The following is a 25,618-nucleotide window of genomic DNA, read 5'->3' as shown; positions in this document are numbered from 1 at the left end:
ACCCTAGTGCGCGGCACCGTCACCGACCGGAGCCGGCTCCGTCGCGCCCGAGCGGTCACCGGCCAGCCGCGCCGGCCACCACACCCTGGCCCCAATGTCGTGGGCCAGCGCAGGAACGAGCAGGCTGCGGACGACGAAGGTGTCGAGGATGACGCCGAACGCGACGATGAACGCCACCTGCACGAGGAAGACCAGGGGCAGCACGACCAACGCCGAGAAGGTCGCCGCGAGGACGATCCCGGCGCTCGTGATGACGCCTCCGGTCACGGCCAGGCCGACGAGGATCCCCGGTCTGGTCCCGCGGCGCACGGACTCCTCCCGCACCCGGGTCATGAGGAAGATCGAGTAGTCGATGCCGAGCGCGACGAGGAAGACGAAGCCGTAGAGCGGGATCGCCGGGTCGCTGCCACCGAACCCGAGGAGGTGGTCGAAGACGAGGGCCGAGACGCCGATCGTCGCCGCGAACGAGACGACGTTGGCCAGGACCAGCAACAGCGGCGCGACGAGCGAGCGCAGCAGCAGGCAGAGGACGAAGAAGATGACGACGAGGATCGTGGGGACGATGACGCGCAGGTCGCGGCCGCTCGCCTCCAGGACGTCGAGGTTGATCGCGGCCTGACCGCCGACGAGGGCGTCGGGGCTCACGGAGTCGAGCGCGGTGCGCAACCGCCGCACGGTCTCCTCGGCCTCGGCGCTGTCGGCCGCCCCGGTCGCGGTGCCCTGCACGAGCTGCCGTCCGTCGACCGGCTCGGCGTCCGGGGCGGGCTGACCGGGGACCGGAGGTGTCAGCCCGATGTAGGCGGACTCGATGCCCGGGTCGGCGTCGAGGGCTGATCTCACCGCGGCGGCATCGTCCTCGGGGACGACGACCTGCACCGGGCTGCCCGCGCCCGCCGCGAAGTGCCGCTCGATCGCCTCCTGCGCGTCGACCGAGTCGGTGGCGACGAGGAAGGTGTCCTTGATGGTGACTCCCTCGGCCTTGAACGTCGGCGCGAATGCAGCCGCCGCGAGGAGTGCAGCGAGGGTGAGCACCCACGTCCGTCGCGGGTGTCGGCCGACGAGACCCGAGACCCGTCCCCAGAGCGATCGGGTGCCGACGGCGTCCTCGGCGTGACGGTGGTCGACTCGAGGCGCGAACGGCCAGAACGCCTTGCGCCCGAAGAGGAGCAGCACGGCGGGCAGGAAGGTCAGGGATGCCAGGAGCGCCCCGGCGACACCGAACGCCCCCACCGGGCCCAGTCCCGCCGTGTTGCGCAGGGACGCCAGCATGAGGCACAGCAGGCCGAGGATGACGGTGGCCGCGGACGCCACGATGGGCTCGACCGAACCGCGCCATGCCCTCCGTAGCGCCACCCACGTGCTCTCGTGCTCGTGCAGCTCCTCGCGGAAGCGGCTGACGAGCAGCAGTGCATAGTCCGTGGCGGCGCCGACGACGAGGATGAACATGATCCCCTGCGACTGACCCGACAGCTCGATCGTGCCGTTCTCGGCGAGCGGCCGGACGACGAGCACGGCCAGGCTCAGCCCGAAGATCGCGCTGAGCAGGACGGCGATGGGCAGGATCGGGCTGCGATAGACCACGAGCAGGATGACGAGCACGACGGCCAGGGCCACGAGGAGCAGCACGCCGTCGATGCCCGCGAACGCGGCGGAGAAGTCGGCCACCAGTCCGCCAGGACCACCGACGCTCGTCGTCAGCCCGGTGCCGCCCAGGGCGACACGCGCCTTGACGCGGACCTCCTCGGCGGCCGCGACGATCGGCGCCTCGCCGTCGACGACGTCGGACACCGCCGTCTCCCTGAGCGGGATGGCGACGAGTGCCGCACGTCGGTCCTCGCTCGGCACGGGGACGATCCGAGCCCCCGGGACGACGTAGTCGCCGAGGGTCCTGTCCATTCCGGGGAGCGGCAACGACGGCAGCTCCTGACCGAGCTCGAGGAGAGCCAGGCCGTCACGCTCGTCGAGCTGCCCACCATCACTCTTCTCGACGATGAGGAAGAGCGGGATCTCCGGCTCGTCGGTGAACCGGCCCACGGCCTCGAGCACCGCGGTGGACTCGGCCTCGGTCGGGAGGAAGGACGCGTTGTCGTTCTTCTGGACCTCCGAGAGACGGCCCGTGGCAGGGCCGCCGACCGCGCCGACGGCGAGCCAGCAGAGCAGGACGACGAGAGCCCCGAGCAACACCCGTCGAGGTCGGCGCGGCCCAGGCTTAACCTTGCGGTGCCTCACACGCCTCACCCTAGGTCGCCCGAGCGCTGTGGGGAGGCGAGACGAGAGGTTCGCGGACGGCATACGGTGTGGTCATGCGTTTCCTGCATCTGGGCTTTGCGCCTGACCTGGTCGACTACCTCGATGGCTGGGAGCGTCAGCGTGAGATGCACGCCGCCGTCGCTGAGGGGCGCGAGCCCGACACGACGCTGCTGCTCGAGCACGCAGCCGTCTACACCGCGGGCAAGCGCACCCAGCCCGAGCAGCGGCCGTTCGACGGGACACAGGTCGTCGACGTCGACCGGGGCGGCCTCATCACCTGGCACGGACCCGGGCAGCTCGTCGGCTACCCGATCGTCGCGCTCCCGGAGGTGCCGATCGACGTCGTCGCCCACGTGCGCCGGCTCGAGGAGGCGATGATGCGGATGACGCGCGACTTCGGGGTCGAGACGGTGCGCGTCGAGGGCCGTAGCGGCGTCTGGGTCCTCGCCGACGACCGCGGTCCGGACCGCAAGCTCGGCGCGATCGGGGTCCGGGTGAGCCGGCGCACGACGATGCACGGGTTCGCCCTCAACTGCGACGCGGACCTGTCCTGGGCCGACAACATCGTGGCCTGCGGCATCGACGACGCCGGTGTCTCGTCGATCAGTCGCGAGGCCGGCCGCACCGTGACGGTCCAGGACGTCCTCCCCTATGCCGAGAAGCACCTCACCGACGTCCTCGGCTGAGTTCGACCACGACGGTGTATGCCGTCCGCCCCCTTCCGCGTCACTGCGCCGGCGGGTTCGGGGCTGTCGGATGCCGGGCGTACGCTGGTGGGTGTGACTGTCGCACCCGAAGGACGTCGTCTCCTGCGCGTCGAGGCCCGCAACGCCGAGACCCCCATCGAGCGCAAGCCCGAGTGGATCCGCACCACCGCCAAGATGGGGCCGGAGTACACCCAGCTCCACTCGATGGTGAAGAAGGAAGGCCTGCACACGGTCTGCCAGGAAGCCAGCTGTCCCAACATCTTCGAGTGCTGGGAGGACAAGGAGGCGACCTTCCTCATCGGCGGTGACGTCTGCACCCGCCGCTGCGACTTCTGCGACATCGCCACCGGCCGGCCGACCTCGCTCGACCTCGACGAGCCGCGACGGGTCGCCGAGTCCGTGCAGCAGATGGGCCTGCGCTACTCCACCGTCACCGGTGTGGCCCGCGACGACCAGCCCGACGGCGCCGCCGGCCTCTACGCCGAGACGATCCGCCAGATCCACGCCCTCAACCCCAACACCGGTGTCGAGATCCTCCCGCCCGACTTCGGCGCCAAGCCCGAGCTCGTCGGTCAGGTCTTCGACGCCCGCCCCGAGGTGTTCGCCCACAACCTCGAGACCGTGCCCAGGATCTTCCGGCAGATCCGGCCCGCCTTCACCTACGAGAAGTCGCTCGCGGTCCTGTCCATGGCTCGCGAGGCCGAGCTCGTCACCAAGTCCAACCTCATCCTGGGCATGGGCGAGGAGGACCACGAGGTCGAACAGGCGATCGCTGACCTACACGACGCCGGCTGCGACATCCTCACGATCACCCAGTACCTCCGACCCTCCAAGTTGCACCACCCGATCGACCGGTGGGTCAAGCCCGAGGAGTTCGTGCACTGGAGCACGGTGGCCGAGGACATGGGCTTCAAGGGCGTCATGGCCGGACCCCTGGTGCGTTCGTCCTACCGCGCGGGCCGCCTCTGGGCCACGGCGATGAAGAAGTGGGGCCGCCCGATCCCCGCGCACCTGTCGCACCTCGAGCAGGCCGCGAGCGACCCCGCCCGCCAGGAAGCAGCGTCGTTGGTGGCGCGCTCCGTCAGCGCCGTATCCTGAGCTGAGCACCAGGGCGTCCGACGACGCCATCCACCGACGCAGGAGCACGTACCTCGTGGCCAAAGAGACCACCGAAGCCAAGAAGCCCGGCCGGTTCGCCGAGATCCGACAGGCCTACAGCGCCATCAAGACGCTCGACGCCAAGATCGGTTGGACCATGTTGGCGGCGGCCCTCGTCACCTTTGCGGTGATCGTCGGCCTCGGCTTCCTCCTCGGTGGCCTGTGGCGCTGGTACCTCATCATCATCGCCATCCCGTCGGCCCTCCTCGCGGCCGTCTTCGTCATGAACCGACGCGGCAACAAGGCCATGTACGGCGCGCTCGAGGGCCGCGCCGGTGCCGCCGGTGCTGCTCTCCAGGGCGTGGGCAAGCGCGGCTGGTACGCCTCGACCGAGCCGGTGGCCGTCGACGTCAACCGGGCCGCCAAGCCCAGCGACCTCGCGGGGTCGGCGATGGTCTTCCGTGCCCTCGGGCGTCCGGGAGTCGTCCTCATCGGTGAGGGTCCCAAGCAGCGCGCCCTCAAGCTCCTCAAGGCCGAGGAGAAGAAGGTCAGCCGCGTCGCTCCCGGCGTGCCGATCCACCTCTGGGTCATCGGCGACGGCGACGACGAGGTCAAGGTGAGCAAGATCAGCTCCAAGCTCACCCGTATGCGCCCCGTGCTGACCAAGGACGAGGCCTCGGTCGTCAACAAGCGGCTCAAGTCGCTCGGCGGCCTGCGCACCGGCGTGCCCGCGGGCATGGACCCGACCCGCGCCCGTGTCGACCGCAAGGCCATGAAGGGCAAGTAGGCCTTCACCGGGCGCGACGGATGACGTCGAGCCGGTCCGACGCACGTCTCGAACCACGCCATGGGTGGACCTGGGGATACGGCTGACCGCCCACGTCTCGGATTGTCGTGGCCGTTCGTGGGTGGTGAGGTCTAGCGTGCGACGTATGCCGTCCCCCACCACCGTTGCCGCGTTCGCCGGTGCGTCGCTGCTGCTCATCCTCCTGCCCGGCCCCGCCATGCTCTTCCTCGTGGCACGCGGGGTCTCCGGAGGTCGCCGGGCGGGTGTCATGTCGGCACTCGGGGTCGACTCCGCGACTGCGACCTTCGTCGTCGCCACCGCGCTCGGGCTCACTGCGGTCCTGGCCACGTCGGCACTGGCACTGTCCGTCGTGAGGTACGTCGGGGCGGCATACCTCGTCTGGCTCGGGATCGGAGTGCTGCGCTCGCGCGGCCAGGCAACCACGATCGAAGCTCCAGTCGTCACCGCTCCGCCGAGTGACTTCACGAACTGGCGGCAGGGTTATGTCGTCGGCATCGCCAACCCCAAGGTGGCGCTGTTCTTCCTCGCGTTCTTCCCGCAGTTCCTCGACCCGGCTCGAGGATCGATGACCGGGCAGATCCTCGTCCTGGGCGCGGTCTTCGTCGCGATCGGGGTCGTCTTCGATGCCACCTACGCAGCGCTCGCCGGGACGATCTCGTCCCGGCTGAGCCGTCGTCATCGCCCTGGCAGGGGCGCGGCCAAGGGCAGGATCGCGATCGGTCTGACCTACATCGGGCTCGGCGGCTTCACCGCGGCCACCGGTTCGCGCACCCTCTGAGACCCGGCCCTCAGCGGCGGACGATGACGGTGCCGGCCGCCGCGTCGTGGAAGCCACGGCCGTTGCGGTCCGTGAGGACCGCAGGGACGAAGAGGCACAGCAGCAGCGTCCTGATGACGACCTGCAGCGAGAACGAGCCCGGACGCACCTGAAGCACCTGGAGGCGCACGATCGCCTGTCCGGGAGTCGCGGCGAACGCGGTGATGCTGAGGACGTTGACCACGGCAAGCACTCCGAGCGGAACGAACGCCTGCGCTCCCCCGGACCCCAGCTCGGCACCGAAGGCGAGCACCGAGACGAGCTGCGCGATGAGCCAGTCGACGAGCAGACCCAGGGCGCGCCGCCAGAGCGGGGCCATCGACCCGGGACCGGAAGCCGGCATGCCCAGGTGCTGACCGGCATACTCCGACGGCTTCTCCGTGCTCACCCGAAGGACTGTATTCGCTCTCGCGACGGACGCCCCCGACGGGTCTGCGCGAGCTCTGGCAGGGTGTAACACCGGTGAAACATTCGGGTCATGACCGAGAAACCGCTCCCACCTAGGGTTTTCGACGTGCCCGGGCGCCGCCCGACCTTCCCCTTTGCCTAGGAGGCCCCACTTGTTCAGCTCTGCTGACGAGGTCCTTTCGTTCATCAAGGACGAGGACGTCAAGTTCGTCGACATCCGTTTCTGTGACCTGCCCGGCGTGATGCAGCACTTCAACGTGCCGGCCCAGTCGGTCGACGAGGACTTCTTCACGAACGGCCAGGCGTTCGACGGATCCTCGATCCGCGGGTTCCAGGCCATCCACGAGTCCGACATGAAGCTCATCCCCGACGTGAGCTCGGCCTACCTCGACCCGTTCCGTGAGCACAAGACGCTCATCATGAACTTCTCCATCGTCGACCCGTTCACGGACGAGCCCTACAGCCGCGACCCGCGCAACATCGCCGCGAAGGCCGAGGCCTACCTCAAGTCGACCGGCATCGCCGACACCGCCTACTTCGGTGCCGAGGCCGAGTTCTACGTCTTCGACGACGTGCGCTTCGAGACCAAGGCCAACGCCTCGTACTACTACCTCGACTCGATCGAGGCCGCGTGGAACACCGGTCGCGTCGAGGAGGGTGGCAACCAGGGCTACAAGACCCGCTACAAGGGTGGCTACTTCCCCGTCCCGCCGGTCGACCACTTCGCCGACATGCGCGACAACATCTGCCTCAACCTCGACAAGGTCGGGATCAACGTCGAGCGCAGCCACCACGAGGTGGGCACCGCCGGTCAGCAGGAGATCAACTACCGCTTCGACACGCTGCTCGCCTCCGGCGACGACATGATGAAGTTCAAGTACGTCGTCAAGAACACGGTCTGGCAGAGCGGCAAGACCGCGACGTTCATGCCGAAGCCCCTCTTCGGTGACAACGGCTCGGGCATGCACACCCACCAGTCGCTCTGGAAGGACGGCGAGCCGCTCTTCTACGACGAGCGCGGCTACGGCGGCCTCTCGGACCTTGCGCGCTGGTACATCGGTGGCCTGCTCAAGCACGCCCCCGCGGTGCTCGCGTTCACGAACCCGACGGTGAACTCCTACCACCGTCTCGTGCCGGGCTACGAGGCCCCGGTCAACCTCGTCTACTCGGCGCGCAACCGCTCCGCCTGCGTCCGTATCCCCATCGCCGGCGACTCGCCCAAGGCCAAGCGCATCGAGTTCCGCATCCCGGACCCGTCGTCGAACCCGTACCTCGCGTTCGCGGCGCAGCTCATGGCCGGTCTCGACGGCATCAAGAACCGCATCGAGCCCCCCGAGCCGGTGGACAAGGACCTCTACGAGCTTCCGCCGGAGGAGCACGAGGCCATCGAGCAGGTCCCCGGTTCGCTGCCGGCTGTGCTGGAGGCGCTCGCTGCCGACCACGAGTTCCTGCTCGAGGGGGACGTCTTCACCCAGGACCTCATCGACACCTGGATCGAGTGGAAGACCAAGAACGAGGTCGACCCGATCCGCTTCCGCCCGCACCCGCACGAGTTCGAGATGTACTTCGACATCTGATCGGAGCAAGGAACGAGCGAGGCCAGATGTCGAACGAAGGACACAGCGACATCTGAGGCAGTTCCCGCAACTTGGGCTGCGGCTCCTTGCTCCGAAGCCATGAACACGCCGTCCGTGCACGACACGGGCGGCGTGTTCTGCGTCCGGGCACGGGTTCCCCAGGGTGTTCGACGCACGCTCAGCGGGTCCGCATCGTCGCGCCCAAACATTCCACAAACATTCGACCACAGTGTCGGTGCGCGTGGTTATGCTCAAAGCCGCCTAGGTCGACCAGGCTGCCTCGGGCCTTCTGACCAGCCATGTTCCGAGCGGAGACCCCATCATGCAGCTCACTCGACGCCAGCTCCTCGGTGTTTCCATCATTGCCGCCCCCGTGGGTCTGGCCGGGTGCGCCGGCTTCTCGACACCCGAGACCGAGCCGTCCGCGAAGTCGGGCACGGTGACGTTCACGACGTGGGGCACCGACGCCGAGCTCGAGGGTTTGCGCACCGCCATCGCCTCCTTCGAGAAGGCGAACACGGGGGTGAAGGTCCAGCTGAACGCCGTTCCCTATGACCAGATGTTTACGTCGATCGACGCCCAGCTGCAGTCGAACACCGCGCCCGACGTCTTCCGCGTTCCCTACTACCTGTTCGGCAGCTATGCCGGGCGCGGTCAGCTCCTCGACCTGGAACCGCACCTGTCGGACGGGCTGGCCGACGGGTTCACTCCGGCCGCCTGGCAGGCCGTCCAGTCCGAGGGCAAGCCGTACGGCGTCCCCCACCACACCGACACCTCGGTCATCCTCTACAACACCGCCCTGCTCAAGAGCGCGGGCATCACCTCGATCCCCACGAAGGTCGAGGATGCCTGGACCTGGCAGGAGTTCGCTGACGTCGCCCAGAAGCTGCGAAGCGTGCTGCCCGACTCCAAGTACCCGTTCGTCTACAACTGGCAGGGCAACGGAGTCACCCGTTGGCTGAGCTGGCTCTTCGAGTCGGACGGCCGCTTCCTCGCGGAGGACCTGAAGTCCGCTGCCATCGACTCGGCCGCTGCCCGTGAGGCGATCGAGTTCACCCAGAGCTTCTTCACCAGGAAGTTCGTGCCTCCCAACACGTCCGTGAAGGCGACGACCCTCGCGGCCGACGTCTTCTACTCACAGACCGCCGCGATGACGTTCGGCGGCGCGTTCCTCATCCCGGACGCGACCACGACGCTCGACTTCGAGTGGGGAGCGACGTTCCCGCCCCGCAACAAGCGCTCAGCCGGCGACTTCGGTGGCAACGCGCTCGTCGCAACCTCCAAAGCCAAGGACCCCAAGCTGGTCGCCTCGTTCCTCGAGCACATGACTGCCACCGAGCAGATGCGCGACTTCTGCGCCGGTGCCTCTCTCCTGCCGACCCGGCGTGACCTCGTCGAGTCCGGCATCGAGTTCAAGGTCCGTCCCGAGCTGTTGCCCGTCTTCATCGGTCAGGCAAGCACCGTGCGCCCCGGGGACTCCGGTCAGGTCGCCTCGCCGTCGATGTCGAAGATCATCACCGTCCTCAAGGACCAGCTCGAGAACGCCTTCGTCGGGGGCAAGGACGTCGAGACGACGATCCGCGGTCTCAACGACGGGATCACCGCGGCGATCGCGCAGTGACCCTCGCCGCTGGACCCGGGACTCGTCGGATCGACAAGGCACGCGCTGGCCGACCTCGGGGGGAGACGACCACGGCCTACGCCTTCCTCACACCGACCCTGGCGCTGCTCGGCGTCTTCGTCTTCGTCCCCCTGGGTGCGGCGCTCCTGCTCAGCCTGCAGCGCACCAACGGCTTCGGCGACGGTGTCTACGTCGGCATGCAGAACTACACCCGGCTGCTGTCCGACCCACTCTTCTGGCGGGCCACCGCCAACACGGCCCTGTTCACGATCATCGTGACCCCGCTGTCCATGGCTCTGGGTCTCGGCATCGCCGTCCTGCTGAACTCCGTCCTGCCACTCCGGTCGGTCTTCCGCTCGATCGTCATCGTCCCGATGGCTGTCTCCGGCGTGGCCACCGCGCTCATCGGAGTCCTGGTCTTCGACGAGAACACAGGGATCCTCGACAAGCTGACCCGCTCGCTCGGACTGCCCGAGGTGGCGTGGCAGTCCGGCGGGGCGGCAGCCTTCGCCTCGGTGGTGCTGGTGACCCTGTGGTGGCGTACCGGGTTCAACATGCTGATCTATCTCGCCGGCCTGCAGGGCATCGGACCCGAGCTCTACGAGGCCGCCCACATGGACGGCGCGAACGCGTGGCAGCGGTTCCGTCACGTCACGGTGCCCATGCTCGGGCCCTCCTCGTTCTTCCTTGTCATCATCAACGTCATCTACTCGTTCCAGGTGTTCGACATCGTGTTCGTCCTCACGGGGGGTGGCCCACAGAACGCGACGTCGGTGCTCGTGACCTACGCCTATGACAACGGCTTCGTCGTCCGTGACCAGGGCTACGCCTCGGCGATCGGTATCTTCCTGCTCGTCGTGAGCATGGTGTTCACCGCCGTGCGCTGGCGCGCGAGCCGCACGAGGGACCTGGTCGGATGACCGCCACCACACGTTCAGCAATGACGAAGCCGACCCGCGCGTCCCAGACCGTCAGGCATCGGCGTCGCCGCGACCGGTGGCTCCCTCTCCGGATCCTCGCTGCCGTGCTCATCTGCACGGTCATGCTCTTCCCGCTCTACTGGATGGTCGTCGTCGCGTTGTCCAGCCGGGCGGACCTCCTGGGTGGCGAGCTGCGGCTCTGGCCGCAGACGCTCACTCTTGACAACTTCGAGCGGGTCTTCGCGTCGTTCCCGGTGCTCACGTGGGTCGGCAACTCGGTCGCGATCGGGCTCGTCGTCTCACTCGTCACCGTGGTCACGAGCCTGCTCGCCGGTTACGCTTTCGCACACCTGCGCTTCCGCGGATCGACTCCACTGCTGCTGCTGGTGCTCACCACCCTGACGATCCCGCTGCAGGTCATCATGGTGCCGCTGTTTCGCCTCGTGACCGGCATGGGCATCTACGGCAGCTACTGGGCGGTCATCCTACCGACCGCCGCCTCTGCGTTCGGGGTCTTCCTCGCCCGTCAGTTCATCATCGGCATCCCCCGCGACATCATTGACGCTGCGCGGATCGACGGAGCCGGGCACGGGCGGATCTTCTGGCGAATCGTGCTGCCTCTGTCACGCCCGCTGATCGCAGTGCTGTTCTTCATGAGCCTGCTCGGTTCCTGGAACGACTTCGCGTGGCCCATCATCGCGCTTCAGGACAACCAGCTCTACACGTTGCCCATCGGGTTGCTCTACCTGCAGGGGCAGTTCGGCTCCGACTACGGCGGCACCATGGCGTTCGCCCTTGTCAGTGTCCTCCCGATGGTCGTGCTGTTCTTGTTCTTCCAGAGGTACTTCGTGCAGGGTCTCGCCCGCAGCGGCATCCAGTGACGACCTCGTGCGTTCGGCTGTCGGTGCCCAGGGGTCACGACCGCCGCCGTGATCATCGACCACAATGGCGGCATGGCGACGACGCAGCGTGACACCCTGATCGACGAGCTCTCCGAGGCGGGGGCACACGTCGTCTCACGCGGTCTGGTCCAAGCCAGTGGTGGCAACCTCTCGGCCAGACTGCCCGGAACGGACACGTTCGTCATCACGGGCACCGGCACCTGGCTGGACCGCCTCGTGCCCGACGACTTCGCCGTGATGACCCTGGCCGGAGAGTGGGTCGACGGCGCCGAGCGGGCATCGGCGGAGTGGAAGCTGCACCAGCGAACGTATGCCGCGCGCCCCGACGTCGCCGCGATCGTGCACCTTCACCCCCAGCACGTCCTGCTGGTCGACATGCTCGGCGCACCCATCCGCTTCACCACGTTGGACCACCAGTACTACCTCGGCAGTGCGGGTCGGGTGCCGTTCCTGCCCTCAGGGTCGGACGCCCTAGCCGACGCTGCTGCGCAGGCCGCTCTCGAACACGACGCCGTCGTGCTCGCCCACCATGGGTGCTCCACCCTGGGCGACTCGGTGGCCATGGCCCTGCGCCGCGCCCTCAACCTCGAGGAGGCGGCCACCATGACGTATCGGCTGCTCCGGGCCGGCGACACCACGACCACCTTCCCCCCCGAATGGAAGGACAACATCCTCTCTGCCTGAACCACGGAAGTGGCGCATGCAGTCCCTGGATTCATCTGCGCCAGAAGGAGCTCAGTGCGTCACGCCGTCGGTGGCTCGCGCCAACATTTCGAGGTCACGTCCTGAGCGAGGCTCGGCCACCCCGCGCTCCGTGCTCACCGCATCGACGAGGCGGGCAGGGGTCACGTCGAAGGCGGGGTTGAAGCCCTGCGTCCCCTCTGGGACCACACGGATGCCTGCCCAGCTGGTCACCTCGTCGCCGTCCCTCTCCTCGATCTCGATCGTCGAGCCGTCGCTCATCGAGAGGTCGACCGTCGACCACGGTGCCGCCACCATGAAGGGGATGCTGGCGTCGCGGCACGCGAGGGCCACACCCAGCGTGCCGATCTTGTTGGCGGTGTCTCCGTTCGCCGCGATCCGGTCGGCGCCGACGACCGCGAGGTCGACCAGCCCTCGCAGAATGGTCGAGGCGGCGGCGGAGTCGGTCTGCACGACGTGCGGGATGCCCTCCTTCGCCAGCTCGTAGGCCGTCAGCCTCGCGCCCTGGAACAGCGGCCTGGTCTCGTCGGCGTAGACGAGCTCGACACGGTCGCGCGCATGCAGCTCACGGACCACCCCGAGCGCAGTGCCCCAGCCCGAGGTCGCGAGGATGCCGGCGTTGCAGTGGGTCAGCACCCGCAGCCGGGGTCGGTCAATCCGCTCTAGCAGCCAGTCCGCGGCGAGCCGGGAGAGCTGTCGGTTGGCGGACTCGTCCTCCTGGGCCAACCTCAGTGCCGCCTCCAGCACGGCCTCACGCCCGGCAGCCATCAGGGGCCGCACCTCGTCGACACCCCAGGCCAGGTTGACCGCCGTCGGGCGCGCGTGCCGCACCCGGTCGACCGCCGCCTGAAGGGCTTGCTCGTCCCAGCCCTCTCGGGCCGCCTCGTCCATCGCGACCACCACGCCCAGGGCGCCGGCGACACCCAGCGCCGGGGCCCCACGCACCGCCAGCTCGCGGATCGCGGTCACGAGGTCGTCTGTGCGCTCCACCGTGCGGAACTCGGTGCGTAGCGGGAGCAGGGTCTGGTCGAGCAGGCGCACAGCACCGGCCCGGTCACGGCCGGCGGTGTGGTCCCACTCGATGGCGCGGATGGTCATGTCCCCACCCTAGGCACGCCACACCCTCAACCCTCGACGAAGAGGTCCTGCCCGTCGATCGTCTCGGCGTTCTCGTCGATGGCCTCGACCGCCGCGGTGGGCTCGGCATCGGCGGTGGGGCGGCGGTCGAGGTGGACCCCGGCGATCATGCACCGCACCGACCCACCGGCGAGCTCGATCGTGGGGATGTCGACGGCGATGATCTCGCAGGACTCCTCGATGACGGAGATCTGCTCGGGGCGCAGGCTGCGGCGGGCGCGCGCCGACATGGCCATGACGTAGCGGCGCCTGCCCTCGGGCGTGCGACCGCACAGCTCGACCGCGTTGCCGGCGAACTCCCGGATCTGCTCCTCGGTGAGCTCGACGATGGTGCGGCCGGTGACGGACAGCCGCTCACGAACCTGCTCCCTTCGCTGCTCGTCGGGGATCATCTCGAGGGCGATCATGGCGACGTCGGTGCCGATGCAGGCGATGACGTTGGTGTGGTAGACCGGCACGCCCCCGGAGTCCACCGCGTCGAAGCCCATCGGCTCGTAGCCGAAGTCGGTGCAAAAGCGCTCGAGCACAGCGATGTCCGCGCGGTGGCTGCGCGCCGTGTAGGCCACACGCGACACATGGTCGAGGACCATCGCGCCCGTGCCCTCAAGGAAGATCCCGTCGGGCTCGAGACCGGAGTAGTCGACGATGGCCTGGACGCGGTAGTCGGACTTGAGCAGCTCGAGGACGTCCGCGCGGCGCTCGTGCCGACGGTTCGACGCATACATCGGGTACACCGCGACATAGCCGCCGGCATGCGTGGACAACCAATTGTTGGGGAAGACGCTGTCGGGACGGGTGTGGTCCTCGTCCGCGAAGACGTGGACCCTGACGCCGACCGCGCGCAGCGCCTCGGCCAGCGCGTCCATCTCGGCGAGGGCCGCCCGCGACACGGCATCAGGCGCCTTCCCGGTGGGGACATCGCGCTGGAAGGCGTTGTCGGCCGCGGTGGCGGGGTTGGGCATGAACCGTTCAGCACGGATCAGGATGACGGCGGAAGGGGCCTGAGCACTCACGGACGGAATCTAGACCATCGGGGCGTCATGCTCCGACTCCGCACCGGAGCCGGGGCCCTTCCCGGATGAGCCCGTCAGAAGCCGCCACCGAAGTCGCCGCCACCGCCGAAGTCGCCGCCGCCGAAGTCACTGCCTCCACCGAAGTCACCGCCGCCGAAGTCACTGCCTCCGGCGAAGTCAGCGCCGCCGGCGTCCGCGCCACCGACGTCTCCGCCACCGGCATCACCACCGGCATCACCACCGGCGTCTCCGCCACCGGTGTCGCCGGACTCACCGCCACCTGCGTCGCCGGACTCGCCGACCTCGGACGCCTCCGAGGAGGAGCCATAGTCGTCGAAGAGCGTGTTGGCGATGGCGGACCCGATGACGACACCCGCGATCGTGCCCATCATCGAACCCATCACCATGCCGCCCATGCCCATCCCGCTGGCACCGCCACCGAACGACCTTCCACCGAAGGTGCGCTCGAGCGTTCCAGGTTGGCGCATCTCGGCTCGGGTCGCGGCCCTGGCGAGGTCCTGGGGCTCGGCGCTGCGAGGCGCCTCGCCCTCCGGCGCCGACTGCGACAGCTCTGCGAGCAGCTGTTCCCGCTGCTCAGGGGTCAGCTGCGAGAACGCCTCGGCGTGCACCTGCTCCAGCTTCTCCGGGGGCGCGGTGCGCAGGAGGTAGCGATAGCGGGCGACAGCGCGCTCGTCCTCACTCGCACCTGCCCCGTGACCACCCGAGCTGCCCCCCTGCGACATCTGGCCGAACTGCTGTGTGCTGCCCTGTCCCGGGTTCTGGCTCGGTGCGGACCAGGATCCGCCGCCGGCCCCTGGGGTCTGCGCCTGCTGGCGGGGCTCACGGCCGAGCAGCTTGTCGAGAAATCCCACGGGTCCTCCTCAGTTCGGGCCGGGCCCGTGCCACGGCCTCGACCCAGCATGCCTCACCCGGACCCTCAGCGGGTGAGCGCCAACGACCCCAGTGCGACGAGCCAGCTGACGAAGCTGCCGACCAGGAAGTACTCGGTGACCTCGTCGATGCCGTCGCCCTTGACACTCGTGGTGTCGTCCTTGGCGGACTGCAGCTCGGGGAAGCGGATGAGGCCCTTGGCTGCGATGACGATGCTCGCTGCCGTGATCTGGCCGCTGAGGCCGAGACCGAGGATGAAGGCGCGCTCCATCGGGCCGAGCAGACGGCCGCCCTTGAGCTTCTCGGAGGGCTGGGTCTCGTCAGCGTCGGCAGCGTTGGCCGATGGGCGCAGGGCCCCGACACTCACGAGGACGAGGCGCACGATGACGTTGCCCGTCGCGAGGTTGGCGACGAAGAATCCGAGCACGAGGAGCAGCCGCCCGACGCTGAGCTGGTCCGAGAAGGGCAGGTCGGCCCAGCCGAGCCAGTCGGCGAGCAGACCTCCCGGTGCAGAGGCGAGCCCGGACAGTGCGACGAGGACGATTGCCGTGCCGCCGAGCAGGAGCAGCGCCTCGACGTGCCCACCGCCGCTGCGCAGAGACCTCTCGGACAGGGCCACCCACCCGGCCAGCGGCCCGAGCGCAGCGACGAGGGCGACGATGTCGGCGGCGCCGGTGAGCCCGGCCAGCAGCGCGACGACGACGACCGTCACGGCACCGAGCGGAACCGCGAGCCGACGCACCACGCGGTGGTCGATGGCACGCAGCAGGTCGGTGACACCCACACCGAGCAGCCACACCGCGAGCCAGGTCACGGCAGGTCCTTGAGCAGGTCGTGGCAGCGCATGATGACGGCGAGGCCATCGGCCCGCACGCGTTGCGAGACCGCCGAAGGCGTGATGTCCTCGGCCACTGCCAGCTCGCGTTGCGTCATGCCGTCCAGAAGTCCCTTCAGCAGTCGCCCTGACCGCTCGGACAACGAGCCAACCATGTGGTCCTGACAGTGCAACGCGGCCTCGACCGCCAGTGCGGTCCCTGAGTCGTCGTCCTCCCCCTCGGCCAGCCGGTATGCCGTGTGCACGTGTCCCAGGGCAGCGCGCCCGGCCGTTCGCTCCACCTCGACGATGGCCTCGCGGGCCGCCCACCACGCCGGTCCGTCCTTGATCCCGCGATCCTTGTCGAGCGTCGTCGTGGTGCCCCGGCCCAGCCCGTAGCGGCTCTCGGCCTCCGGGCGCAGGGCGAGCCTGGTGCGCAGTGCAGCATCGAGCGCCGCACCCAGGTGGGGATAGATCCCCTGGAACTCGTCGCCGACGGTGATCTCGAGCGGCTCGACGTGCTCGACCCTCGCGTTGGTGTCGGAGAGCGCGGCTTCGAGGGCGCGGTGAAGACCCCGACGATCCTTGCTCTGGCGGGAGGAGACGACGTCTCCGATAAGTACGACAGGCGAGCGCTGAACTCGGGGCATATACAGATCATACCTTAACTATGTAGATATTCAGTTATAGACTTCACTTCCTACGAATGCAGCCTTGTCCTGAACCTTGCGCCGTGGCCACACAGGTCCATCATGGGGGTACGGACCCGTCACGGCCCGTGACGACGGGGCCCCGGTCCCGGGCCGGAGAGGTTCCCGCCGCCTGATCTCCACTTTCGACCGGAGGCATCATGAGCGGTACCACCTCACCCATCCCCACCGCACGCATCGTCGTGGGCATCGACGGCTCCGCCCACGGCTGGGCCGCGCTCGCCTGGGCCGCCGAGCAGGCGAGCGCCCTGAGAGTCCCCCTGCACCTCATCCACGCCTTCGCACCCGACATCCCGATGCTCGGCTTCGGCACCACCGACCAGAGCTCGGTCCTGGCCGAGGGCAGACGCCTGCTCGCCACGGCCACCGCGCGCGTCCACTCCCTCAACTCCCGGCTCGTCGTCACCACGTCCCTGCCGCCGGGCTTCGCCTCCCCCGCCCTGGTCGGCGCGTCGCGTGACGCCACCATGGTCGTCCTCGGCGCCGTCGGCCACGGACTACTCAGCCGAGCAAGCATCGGAGCGGTCGCCCAGCAGGTCGCCGCGCACGCGAGATGCCCCGTCGTCATCGTCGGACACGAGGGTCACACCGAGGGGACCCACCAGCGCATCGTCGTCGGCGTCGACGGCTCAACCTCGTCGATGAACGCTCTGCACAACGCTTTCGGCCATGCCGCAGCCCGTGGCGCCGAGCTCGTCGTCGTGCACTCCTGGGAGGCCAAGGGACCCGCGGACCCGACTCTGCAGACCGACTCGAGCTGGCCGGCATACGAGAGCCACCTCGAGCAGGCGGTGGGCCGCGAGATCGCCGCGAGCAGCACCCAGCACCCAGCCGTCAAGGTCCGGCACGAGGTCGTGCGCAGCTCCCCCGTCGCCGCCCTCATCCAGGCGGCCGACACGGCCGACCTCGTCGTGGTCGGTGCGCGGGGCACCGGAGGCTTCGCCGGACTGCACCTCGGGTCAGTGTCGGGGCGGCTCCTCGGCCGGACGGCCTGCCCGCTCGTCGTCGTGCACACGCGGGAGGCGTGACGTCGCACCCAGCTGGTCGAGGACGAAGGCCCACTCCCAGGCGACCTGCTCCCACGCCGCGTAGCGACCACTGCGCCCTCCGTGCCCGGCCGCCATCTCGGTGCGCAGCAGGATCGGTCGGGACGCCGCGTCGTTGGTGACGGTGGCCCGCAACCTCGCCACCCACTTCGCCGCCTCGGTGAAGTAGACGCGCGTGTCGTTGAGGCTCGTCGTCGCCAGGATGGCCGGATAGGCCCGCGCCGCAACGTTCTCGTAGGGCGTGTAGGCCTTCATCACCGCATAGACCTCCGGGTCCTCGAGCGGGTTGCCCCACTCCTCCCACTCCCCCACGGTGAGCGGGAGGTCGGGCCGCAGGATCGTCGTCAACGCGTCGACGAACGGCACGGCGCCGTGCGCGACACGGAAGCGGTCGGGCGCAAGGTTGACGACGGCACCCACGAGCAACCCACCGGCGGAACCGCCCTCGAGGCCGAGCCGGTCCGGGGCCACCCAGCCGAGCTCGACGAGCCGGTCAGCGCAGGCGAGGGTGTCACTGAACGTGTTGGGCTTGGCGAGCAGCTTGCCCTGGTCGTACCAGTGGCGCCCCATCTCGCCGCCGCCACGCACGTGGGCCGTCGCGTGGACGACCCCTCGGTCGAGCAGCGACAGCCGAGCCACGGAGAAGTAGGGGTCGCTCGAGTGCTCATAGGCCCCGTATGCGGTGAGCAGACCGGGGTGGGTGCCATCCGGTGCGAGGTCGACCCGGTGCACGACCGAGATCGGGACGAGGGTGCCGTCGGCCGCGGTCGCCCACTCGCGGCGCTGCACGTAGTCGGACAGGTCGACGTCACCGAGCACCGGCTGCTGCTTGAGGATCGTGCGCGTCCCCGTGGCGAGGTCGAGATCGAGGACCGTGCGCGGCGTGACGAACGACTCGAAGACCACCTGCAGCGCCGACTGCCCCGGCTCCGGGTTGTCGCCCAGGCCAGCCGAGTAGATCGGTTCGTCGAAGGGCACCGGAACGGGTGCGGCATACCCGGATTCGCTAGTGATGTCGACGGGGAGCAGCGACAGGGACGTCAGCCCCTCGCGTCGCAGCGACAGGACGGCGACCTCGTCGAAGGCGTCGACGCCGAGGAAGCGTTCGCCCTCGCCGGCCGCCAGGAGGGGTTGCCACTCTTCGTGGCTCGTGGCGTCGAGCGGAGCCCAGGCCAGGTCGGAGTCGGGGTTGTCCGTGTTGTGGACGATGAGCAACCGGTCGGCCGCGGGCTCGACGTCGTACTCGACACCCTCGCGCCGGGGGGCCACGACGCGGAAGTCGGCCTCGGGGGTCGTCGCGTCGAGCAGGCGCACCTCCGAGGTCGTCTTGGAGCCGAGGGCGAGGATGAGCCAGCGGTCGTCACGACTGGAGCCGATGCCCATCCAGAAGCGCTCGTCCGGCTCGTCGTGGACGAGGACGTCACCGCTCGGGTCCGAACCGACGACGTGCCGCCACAGCTGGTGCGGGCGCCAGGCGTCATCGACCCGGGTGTAGAAGAGCGTGCCGCCGTCATGCGAGAACTCGACGCCGTAGCCGATGCCGGTGAGCGACTCGTCGAGCGTCTCGCCGGTCGTGAGGTCGCGGACGACGAGGTCGAAGCGCTCGTCACCGCTGGTGTCCGTGGCGAAGGCGAGGCGCGAGTGGTCGACACTCACCGAGAGGGCGCCGACCGAGAAGAACTCGGAGCTGCCCGCCTCGACGTTGCCGTCCAGCAGCACCTGCTCACCGTCCGGGGTCTCGTCCGGGGCGACCACCGGACGCACCGCAGGATCCGTGACCGCGACGCGCGCATGGATGGCGTACTGCTGCCCCTCCACGGTGCGCGAGTAGTACCACCAGGGGCCGGACCGCACCGGGACGGAGAGGTCGGTCTCGAGGATGCGTGACTTGATCTCACCAAAGATGCTGTCCCGCAGTGGTTGCAGCCCTGCCGTGCGCGCGTCGGCGTAGGCGTTCTCGGCATCGAGGTAGGCACGGACCTCGAGGTCGTCGCCGTCGCGCAGCCACTCGTAGCGGTCGATGACGCGGTCACCATGGTGCTCACGGATGTGCTCTCGGACGGCGGCGAGCGGCGGGGTCGGCTCAGTCGGGTCAGCCACCGGTGAGACACCTCGGTCCGAGGAGCACCTTGAGGTCGCCGAAGAGCGACTCGCTGGCATTGACCTTGAGGGCGTCGTCGAGCTTGATCAGGGTCGTCCTTCCGGGCTTGGTGAGCTTGAGGTGGACCTCGGTGGTGCCCGGGTGGTTGGCCAGGACGCCCTTGAGCTCCTCCATCCGACCGGTCGTCGCACGCATGGTGTCGAGGGTGACGACCACCGGGCCGCGCGGACCCTCGGTGATCTCGGGCAGCGTCAGCTCCTGCGCATAGATCGACACGGAGTCGTCTCGACGGTTGACCTTGCCGCGGACCACGGCCACGACGTCCTGCTGGAGCATCGTCGACACGGTGAGGTAGGAGCTGGGGAAGAAGAGGCACTCGATCGCGCCCTCGAGGTCCTCGACGGTCGCGATCGCCCAGAGGTCACCCTTCTTGGTGCGCTTGATCTGGAGGCCGGTGATGAGCCCGGCGACCGTGACCATCGTGCCCTCGGGCTTGCCCTCCTCGGCGCTCAACGTCGCGATGGCCGTGTCGGCGTGCTGCTGGAGGATGTGCTCGACCCCGAAGAGCGGGTGGTCGGAAACGTAGAGGCCGAGCATCTCGCGCTCGAAGGTCAGCAGGGTCGACTTGTCCCACTCCACCGTCGGCACGGCGGAGAGACCCATCATCGTGACGTCGCCCTCACCACCTGCAGCACCGTCGCCTCCGAACGAGCCGAAGAGCGAGTCCTGACCGATCGCCTCCTGGCGCTTGATGGAGACGAACGCGTCGACGTACTCCTCGTGGATCCGCAGCAGTCCGGCGCGCGCCTCCCCCAGGCCGTCGAAGGCGCCACCCTTGATGAGCGACTCGATGGTGCGCTTGTTGCACACCACCGCCGGGCACTTGCTGAGGAAGTCGCGGAAGGAGGTGAAGGCACCCTTCTCCTCACGGGCCGCGATGATGGCCTCGACGACGTTGTGGCCGACGTTGCGGATGGCGGCCATGCCGAAGCGGATGTCGGTGCCCACGGCGGCGAACCGGGCGACGGAGTCGTTGACGTCGGGCGGGAGCACCTTGATGCCCATGCGACGGCACTCACCGAGATAGAGCGCGGACTTGTCCTTGTCGTCGCCGACGCTCGTCAGCAGTCCGGCCATGTACTCGGCCGGGTAGTTGGCCTTGAGATAGGCCGTCCAGTACGAGACGAGCCCGTATGCCGCCGTGTGAGCCTTGTTGAACGCGTAGTCCGAGAAGGGAACGAGAACGCCCCAGAGTGAGGCGATGGAGGCCTCGTTGAACCCCTTGGCCTTCATGCCCTCGGAGAAGGGGACGTACTCCTTGTCGAGGACCTCCTTCTTCTTCTTGCCCATGGCGCGGCGGAGCAGGTCGGCGTTGCCGAGGGTGTAGCCGGCGAGCTGCTGGGCGATCTCCATGACCTGCTCCTGGTAGATCACCAGGCCGTAGGTCGTGCCCAGGATCGGCAGGAGGGCGTCGATCATCTCCTGCTGGAGCTTGCCCTTGAGCTGGGGGTCGAGCGGGGTGAGCTCCTGCTTGCCGTTCTTGCGCAGCGCGAAGTTGGTGTGCGCGTTGACACCCATCGGACCCGGCCGATACAGCGCCAGGGCGGCCGAGATGTCCTCGAAGTTGTCGGGCTGCATCAGCTTGAGCAGGGTGCGCATGCCGCCACCGTCGAGCTGGAAGACCCCGAGCGTGTCCCCTCGTGCCAGCAGGCGATAGGTCGCCTTGTCGGTCATGTCCTTGGACAGGGCGTCGAGGTCGAGGTCCTCGCCCCGGTTGGCCTTCACGTTCTCGATGGCGTCGTCGAGGATTGTGAGGTTGCGCAGACCCAGGAAGTCCATCTTGACGAGCCCGAGCGTCTCGCACGTCGGGTAGTCGAACTGCGTGAGGATCTGGCCGTCCTGCAGTCGCTTCATGATGGGGATGACGTCGATGAGCGGCTCGCTCGACATGATGACGCCGGCCGCGTGCACGCCCCACTGACGCTTGAGGCCCTCGAGGCCCTTGGCGGTCTCGACGACCTCCTTGAAGTGCGGCTCGGTCTCGACGAGGGCGCGGAACTCGTTGCCCTCGGCGTAGCGGGGGTGCTCCGGGTCATAGATCCCGGACAGCGGCACTCCCTTGCCCATGACGTCGGCCGGCATCGCCTTGGTGAGCTGCTCCCCGACGATGAAGGGGTGGCCCATGACGCGGGCCGAGTCCTTGACCGCCTGCTTGGCCTTGATCGTGCCGTAGGTGACGATCTGGGCGACCCGCTCCGAGCCGTACTTCTCGGTCACGTAGCGGATGACCTCGCCGCGTCGGCGCTCGTCGAAGTCGATGTCGAAGTCGGGCATCGACATGCGCTCCGGGTTGAGGAACCGTTCGAAGATCAGGCCGTGCGGGATCGGGTCGAGGTCGGTGATGCGCATCGCGTAGGCGCACATCGACCCGGCACCGGAACCACGACCCGGGCCGACGCGAATGCCGTTCTCCTTGGCCCAGTTGATGAAGTCCGCGACCACGAGGAAGTAGGACGCGTAACCCTTGGACGCGATGATGTCGACCTCGTAGTCGGCCTGCTTCTGTGCGTACTCGGGTATGCCGTCCTCGAAGCGTGCGCTCAGTCCGCGCTGGACCTCCTTGACGAACCAGGACTCCTCGCTCTCACCCGGCGGGCACTCGAACCGCGGCATGTAGCGGCCTTCGCCCTCGGTGAAGGAGACCTCGCACATGTCGGCGACGAGCAGGGTGTTGTCGCACGCCTCCGGGAACTCACGCCAGGTGTGGCGCATCTCGGCGGCAGACTTGAGGTAGTAGCCGTCCCCGTCGAACTTGAAGCGGTTGGGGTCCATGAGCGTCGAACCCGACTGGACGCAGAGGAGGGCGCCGTGGGCCGTGGCGTCCTCGGGGTAGGTGTAGTGGCTGTCGTTGGTGGCCAGGAGCGGGAGGTCGAGCTCCTTGGCCAGCCGCAGCAGGTCCTTGATCGTGCGGCGCTCGATCTCGTTCTGGTGGTCCATGACCTCGCAGAAGTAGTTCTCGGCGCCGAAGATGTCGCGGTAGTCGCTGGCCGCCTGCTTGGCCAGGTCGTACTGGCCCAGGCGCAGCCGGGTCTGGATCTCGCTCGACGGGCAGCCCGTCGTGGCGACGAGCCCGTCGCCGTACTCGCTGATCAGCTCACGGTCGAGGCGGGGCCACTTGGCGTAGACCTGGTCGAGCGAGGCGAGGCTGTCCATCCTGAAGAGGTTGCGCAGGCCGTCGTTGTTCTTGGCCAGCAGTGTCATGTGCGTGTAGGCCCCGGAACCGGACACGTCGTCACCCTGTCGGGTGCGCTCGTCGCCCCACTTGACCCGGGTCTTGTCCGTGCGGTGGGTGCCGGGGGTCACGTAGGCCTCGAGGCCGATGATCGGCTTGACGCCGGTCCCCTGGGCCTTGCGCCAGAACTCGTGGGCGCCGTAGAGGTAACCGTGGTCGGTCATGGCGAGGGCCGGCATACCCAGCTCGCCGGCTCGGGTGAACAGGTCGCCGATCCGGGCGGCCCCGTCGAGCATGGAGTACTCGGTGTGGACGTGCAGATGGACGAAGTTGTCCTTGCGGTCCGGGACTGGGGAGGAGGTGGTGGACGACATCGTGGACCATCCTAGGTCGCCCGGCCGACACCCCTGAGCGCCGCGCCAGCGTGTGACGCGTGTGGCGCCTGTGACTGCAGGTCGGTACCGATCCCCTCCTCAGAGGAGGTCGAGCGCGCTCTGGAGGTCGGGCGGGTACTGGCTCTCGAAGGTGACCCAGTCGCCGGACCCCGGGTGCTCGAAGCCGAGTCCCACGGCGTGCAGCCACTGGCGCTCGAGACCGAGCTTCTTGGCCAGCGTCGGGTCCGCGCCGTAGGTCAGGTCGCCGACGCAGGGGTGCCGCAGGGCCGAGAAGTGGACGCGGATCTGGTGGGTGCGGCCGGTCTCGAGCCGGATGTCGAGCAGGCTCGCATGCCGGAAGGCCTCGATCAGCTCGTAGTGCGTCACCGCGTGCTTGCCCGACTCCATGACGGCGAACTTGTAGTCGTGACCCGGGTGGCGCGCGATCGGAGCGTCGATCGTGCCGACGAGCGGATCGGGCAGGCCCTGCACGAGCGTGTGGTAGGTCTTCTCGACCCGACGCTCCTTGAACGCCCGCTTGAGGATCGAGTAGCCCCGCTCGCTCTTGCAGACGACCATGAGACCGGACGTGCCGACGTCCAGACGCGAGACGATGCCCTGCCGCTCGCTCGCGCCGCTCGTCGAGATGCGGTAGCCGGCCGCGGCGAGCCCGCCGAGGACCGTCGGTCCGGTCCAGCCCACGCTGGGGTGCGCGGCGACACCGACCGGCTTGTCGACGACGACGATGTCGTCGTCGTCGTGGATAATCCCCATGTCCGGCACGGGTTCGGCGATGACCTCGAGCGTGGGGCCGGCATCGGCGCCGGGCAGGGTGACCTCGAGCAGGTCGCCGCCGTGGACGCGGTGGGACTTGCCGACGCTCGTGCCGTTGACCGCCACGCCACCGTCGGCGGCGAGATCCGCTGCACGGGTGCGCGACAGGCCGAACAGACGCGAGATGGCCGCGTCGACACGCTCACCCTGCAGGCCCTCGGGGACGAGCATGGTGCGGCTGTCAGACATGGTCGCCATTCGTCGTGGGGGTGTCGGTGCCGGACTGGCGGGCGCTCGGGATGCTGTCGTCGGTGGGGCTGTCGCTGGCGCTGTCGGTGACCGGACCAGCCGGGTGTGCCTCATGACGACCCGGCCTCACTCCGTCGAGCGGTATGCCGCGCAGCGCCAGGATGCCTCCGAGTGCAGCCGCCACGACGATCGCGATGTCTGCGACGTTGCCGATGAAGAGGCCGAAGTAGTCGATGAAGTCCACGACGTGGCCCCGCCCGAGGCCCGGTGCGCGGAAGATCCGGTCCACGAGGTTGCCGATGGCGCCGCCGAGGAGCATGCCGAGTGTGACGGCCCAGCCCCGATGGCCCACCTGGCGCGCGGCGCGAGCGACCCACACGACGATCCCGAGGGCGAGGAGCGTCAACAGCCACGTGACACCGTCGCCGAGCGAGAAGGCCGCGCCCGCGTTGCGGATGAGGTTGAGACGCACGAAGGACCCGAGCAGGTCGCGCGGCTCCCCCGGTGTCAGCGAAGCCAGGGCCCACACCTTCGAGCCCTGGTCCAGGGCCAGGGTGAGCAGCCCCAGTCCGATGAGGAGGGCAAACAGCCGCGACCGGCCCTGGACGTGATCCTGGGCCGGTGCGGTGGTGGGTCGGGCGCTGGGCGTCAGCGGCGTTCCTGTTTCGTCTTGCATCGCATGCATAGGGTCGCACGAGGTGCGGCCTGGAGACGAAGTTTGCCGATCGGCTGGCCACACGACTCGCACACGCCGTAGGTGCCGTCGTCCAGTCGCTCGAGAGCGTGCTCGTTCTGACGGAGCATCTCGCGGGCGTTGTCGGCCAGCGCGATCTCCTGCTCACGGTCGTAGGTCTTGGCCCCGGCGTCGGCCTGGTCGTCACCCGCACCGTCACCCGAGTCACGGAGCAGGTCCGACAGCTCGGCCTCTGCGACCGCGACCTCGGAGGTGAGCTGCGCGATGTCGGCCTCGATGGCGGTCCGGACCTGCTTGAGCTCCTTGGCCGTCCACGGTGACTCGTCCTCGCGCACGACCAGCGGCGCCTTCTTCGTCGCTCGCTGGGCGGGCGCCTTCGTGGCGGTGGTCTTCGCAGGCACCTTCTTGGCTGGCGCCTTCTTGGCTGGCGCCTTCTTGGCTGGCGCCTTCTTGGCTGGCGCCTTCGCAGTCGGCGCCTTCTTGGCCGGAGCCTTCGCGGTCGGCGCCTTCTTCGCCGGCGCCGCCTTGGCGGGAGCCTTCTTGGCGGGCGCCTTCTTGGCAGGCGCGGCAGCCACCTTCGACGCGCCGGCCTTCTTCGCCGGCTTCGCACCGCCCGAGGACGTCGGCTCGCCCTTGGCGGTCGACTTCAGTGAGGCGGTGGCCTTCGCCCCGACCTTCTTCGCCACCGCCTTCGCGGACGACGCCTTGCCGGATCCAGCTCTGGTGGCCCCCGAAGGAGCGCGCTTGGCAGCCATGCCTGTCCTCACTGCTCA

22 protein-coding genes are annotated in these 25,618 nt (G+C 68.8%); 10 read left to right on the top strand and 12 right to left on the bottom strand.

Translation table 11 applies throughout. From position 1 onward, the window contains the following. Positions 1–3: 3 nt before the first annotated feature. Entirely contained in the window at positions 4–2,184 is a 2,181-nt protein-coding gene (locus ACFQW8_RS15300; RefSeq protein ID WP_380088882.1) for an MMPL family transporter, read from the bottom strand. A 119-nt stretch (positions 2,185–2,303) separates the two neighbouring features. Here ACFQW8_RS15300 and lipB point away from each other — a divergent pair, with 119 nt between their 5' ends. From lipB to ACFQW8_RS15280, 4 genes are all read left to right on the top strand, one after another. Then, the gene (lipB, locus tag ACFQW8_RS15295) at positions 2,304–2,936 is read left to right on the top strand and encodes a lipoyl(octanoyl) transferase LipB (protein WP_380088880.1); all 633 of its coding nucleotides are present in this window, start codon (positions 2,304–2,306) and stop codon (positions 2,934–2,936) included. 93 nt (positions 2,937–3,029) lie between these two features. Continuing rightward, positions 3,030–4,055, top strand: a complete 1,026-nt coding sequence (gene lipA / locus ACFQW8_RS15290) for a lipoyl synthase (protein WP_380088879.1) — start codon at positions 3,030–3,032, stop codon at positions 4,053–4,055. Between the two features lie 55 nt (positions 4,056–4,110). Beyond that, positions 4,111–4,842 carry a DUF4191 family protein gene (locus ACFQW8_RS15285; RefSeq protein WP_380088877.1) on the top strand — a complete coding sequence of 244 codons (732 nt, stop codon included), beginning with the start codon at positions 4,111–4,113 and terminating at the stop codon, positions 4,840–4,842. A gap of 145 nt (positions 4,843–4,987) precedes the next feature. Further along, the gene (locus ACFQW8_RS15280; RefSeq protein ID WP_380088876.1) at positions 4,988–5,641 is read left to right on the top strand and encodes a LysE family translocator; all 654 of its coding nucleotides are present in this window, start codon (positions 4,988–4,990) and stop codon (positions 5,639–5,641) included. A gap of 10 nt (positions 5,642–5,651) precedes the next feature. Here the strand turns inward: ACFQW8_RS15280 and ACFQW8_RS15275 are convergent, their stop codons facing one another. Further along, complete coding sequence (locus ACFQW8_RS15275) at positions 5,652–6,068, bottom strand: RDD family protein (RefSeq protein ID WP_380088874.1); 417 nt, start codon at positions 6,066–6,068, stop codon at positions 5,652–5,654. 172 nt (positions 6,069–6,240) lie between these two features. Here ACFQW8_RS15275 and glnA point away from each other — a divergent pair, with 172 nt between their 5' ends. From glnA to ACFQW8_RS15250, 5 genes are all read left to right on the top strand, one after another. Beyond that, the gene (gene glnA, locus ACFQW8_RS15270; protein WP_380088872.1) at positions 6,241–7,665 is read left to right on the top strand and encodes a type I glutamate--ammonia ligase; all 1,425 of its coding nucleotides are present in this window, start codon (positions 6,241–6,243) and stop codon (positions 7,663–7,665) included. A gap of 322 nt (positions 7,666–7,987) precedes the next feature. Beyond that, complete coding sequence (locus ACFQW8_RS15265) at positions 7,988–9,286, top strand: ABC transporter substrate-binding protein (protein ID WP_380088871.1); 1,299 nt, start codon at positions 7,988–7,990, stop codon at positions 9,284–9,286. Beyond that, positions 9,283–10,206 (top strand): carbohydrate ABC transporter permease, encoded by a 924-nt coding sequence (locus ACFQW8_RS15260; RefSeq protein WP_380088870.1) that lies wholly within the window; start codon positions 9,283–9,285, stop codon positions 10,204–10,206. The genes ACFQW8_RS15265 and ACFQW8_RS15260 overlap by 4 nt, the downstream gene beginning before the upstream one ends. A 20-nt stretch (positions 10,207–10,226) precedes the next feature. Further along, entirely contained in the window at positions 10,227–11,087 is an 861-nt protein-coding gene (locus ACFQW8_RS15255; RefSeq protein WP_380088868.1) for a carbohydrate ABC transporter permease, read from the top strand. 72 nt (positions 11,088–11,159) lie between these two features. Continuing rightward, positions 11,160–11,792: a class II aldolase/adducin family protein gene (locus ACFQW8_RS15250; protein ID WP_380088867.1), complete on the top strand. Its 633-nt coding sequence runs from the start codon at positions 11,160–11,162 to the stop codon at positions 11,790–11,792. A gap of 51 nt (positions 11,793–11,843) precedes the next feature. Here ACFQW8_RS15250 and mtnA read toward each other — a convergent pair whose 3' ends face one another. The 5 genes from mtnA to ACFQW8_RS15225 form a co-directional block, all read right to left on the bottom strand. Continuing rightward, positions 11,844–12,908, bottom strand: a complete 1,065-nt coding sequence (gene mtnA, locus ACFQW8_RS15245; RefSeq protein ID WP_380088865.1) for an S-methyl-5-thioribose-1-phosphate isomerase — start codon at positions 12,906–12,908, stop codon at positions 11,844–11,846. A gap of 26 nt (positions 12,909–12,934) precedes the next feature. Further along, positions 12,935–13,960 carry a citrulline utilization hydrolase CtlX gene (ctlX, locus tag ACFQW8_RS15240; protein ID WP_380088863.1) on the bottom strand — a complete coding sequence of 342 codons (1,026 nt, stop codon included), beginning with the start codon at positions 13,958–13,960 and terminating at the stop codon, positions 12,935–12,937. 74 nt (positions 13,961–14,034) lie between these two features. Next, positions 14,035–14,832, bottom strand: a complete 798-nt coding sequence (locus tag ACFQW8_RS15235; protein WP_380088861.1) for a hypothetical protein — start codon at positions 14,830–14,832, stop codon at positions 14,035–14,037. Between the two features lie 65 nt (positions 14,833–14,897). Then, the gene (locus ACFQW8_RS15230; RefSeq protein ID WP_380088859.1) at positions 14,898–15,665 is read right to left on the bottom strand and encodes a hypothetical protein; all 768 of its coding nucleotides are present in this window, start codon (positions 15,663–15,665) and stop codon (positions 14,898–14,900) included. Next, positions 15,662–16,315 (bottom strand): SatD family protein, encoded by a 654-nt coding sequence (locus ACFQW8_RS15225; protein ID WP_380088858.1) that lies wholly within the window; start codon positions 16,313–16,315, stop codon positions 15,662–15,664. Before ACFQW8_RS15225 ends, ACFQW8_RS15230 begins: the two co-directional genes overlap by 4 nt. Before the next feature lie 200 nt (positions 16,316–16,515). On the opposite strand from ACFQW8_RS15225, the gene ACFQW8_RS15220 reads away from it, so the two are divergent. Beyond that, positions 16,516–17,403 carry a universal stress protein gene (locus ACFQW8_RS15220; protein WP_380088856.1) on the top strand — a complete coding sequence of 296 codons (888 nt, stop codon included), beginning with the start codon at positions 16,516–16,518 and terminating at the stop codon, positions 17,401–17,403. On the opposite strand, the gene ACFQW8_RS15215 is transcribed toward ACFQW8_RS15220, so the two are convergent. The 5 genes from ACFQW8_RS15215 to ACFQW8_RS15195 all read right to left on the bottom strand — a co-directional run bounded on the left by ACFQW8_RS15215 (position 17,335) and on the right by ACFQW8_RS15195 (position 25,600). After that, a complete protein-coding gene (locus tag ACFQW8_RS15215; RefSeq protein ID WP_380088855.1) occupies positions 17,335–19,521 on the bottom strand; it encodes a S9 family peptidase in 2,187 nt (728 codons plus the stop codon). The two genes, ACFQW8_RS15220 and ACFQW8_RS15215, sit on opposite strands and share 69 nt — an antisense overlap. Next, positions 19,514–23,128 carry a DNA polymerase III subunit alpha gene (gene dnaE / locus ACFQW8_RS15210; RefSeq protein WP_380088853.1) on the bottom strand — a complete coding sequence of 1,205 codons (3,615 nt, stop codon included), beginning with the start codon at positions 23,126–23,128 and terminating at the stop codon, positions 19,514–19,516. The genes ACFQW8_RS15215 and dnaE overlap by 8 nt, the downstream gene beginning before the upstream one ends. 99 nt (positions 23,129–23,227) lie before the next feature. Beyond that, positions 23,228–24,151: an RluA family pseudouridine synthase gene (locus ACFQW8_RS15205; protein WP_380088852.1), complete on the bottom strand. Its 924-nt coding sequence runs from the start codon at positions 24,149–24,151 to the stop codon at positions 23,228–23,230. Then, entirely contained in the window at positions 24,144–24,827 is a 684-nt protein-coding gene (lspA, locus tag ACFQW8_RS15200) for a signal peptidase II (RefSeq protein ID WP_380088850.1), read from the bottom strand. Before lspA ends, ACFQW8_RS15205 begins: the two co-directional genes overlap by 8 nt. Continuing rightward, positions 24,800–25,600, bottom strand: coding sequence for a TraR/DksA family transcriptional regulator (locus ACFQW8_RS15195; protein WP_380088848.1), 801 nt, complete (start codon positions 25,598–25,600; stop codon positions 24,800–24,802). Before ACFQW8_RS15195 ends, lspA begins: the two co-directional genes overlap by 28 nt. Positions 25,601–25,618 lie beyond the last annotated feature (18 nt).

The sequence above is a fragment of the Knoellia altitudinis genome (assembly GCF_042666355.1).
Lineage (GTDB): Bacteria > Actinomycetota > Actinomycetes > Actinomycetales > Dermatophilaceae > Knoellia > Knoellia altitudinis.
The sequence above is the reverse complement of the archived record's forward strand: the minus strand, read 5'-3'. Positions and strand labels throughout refer to the sequence as shown.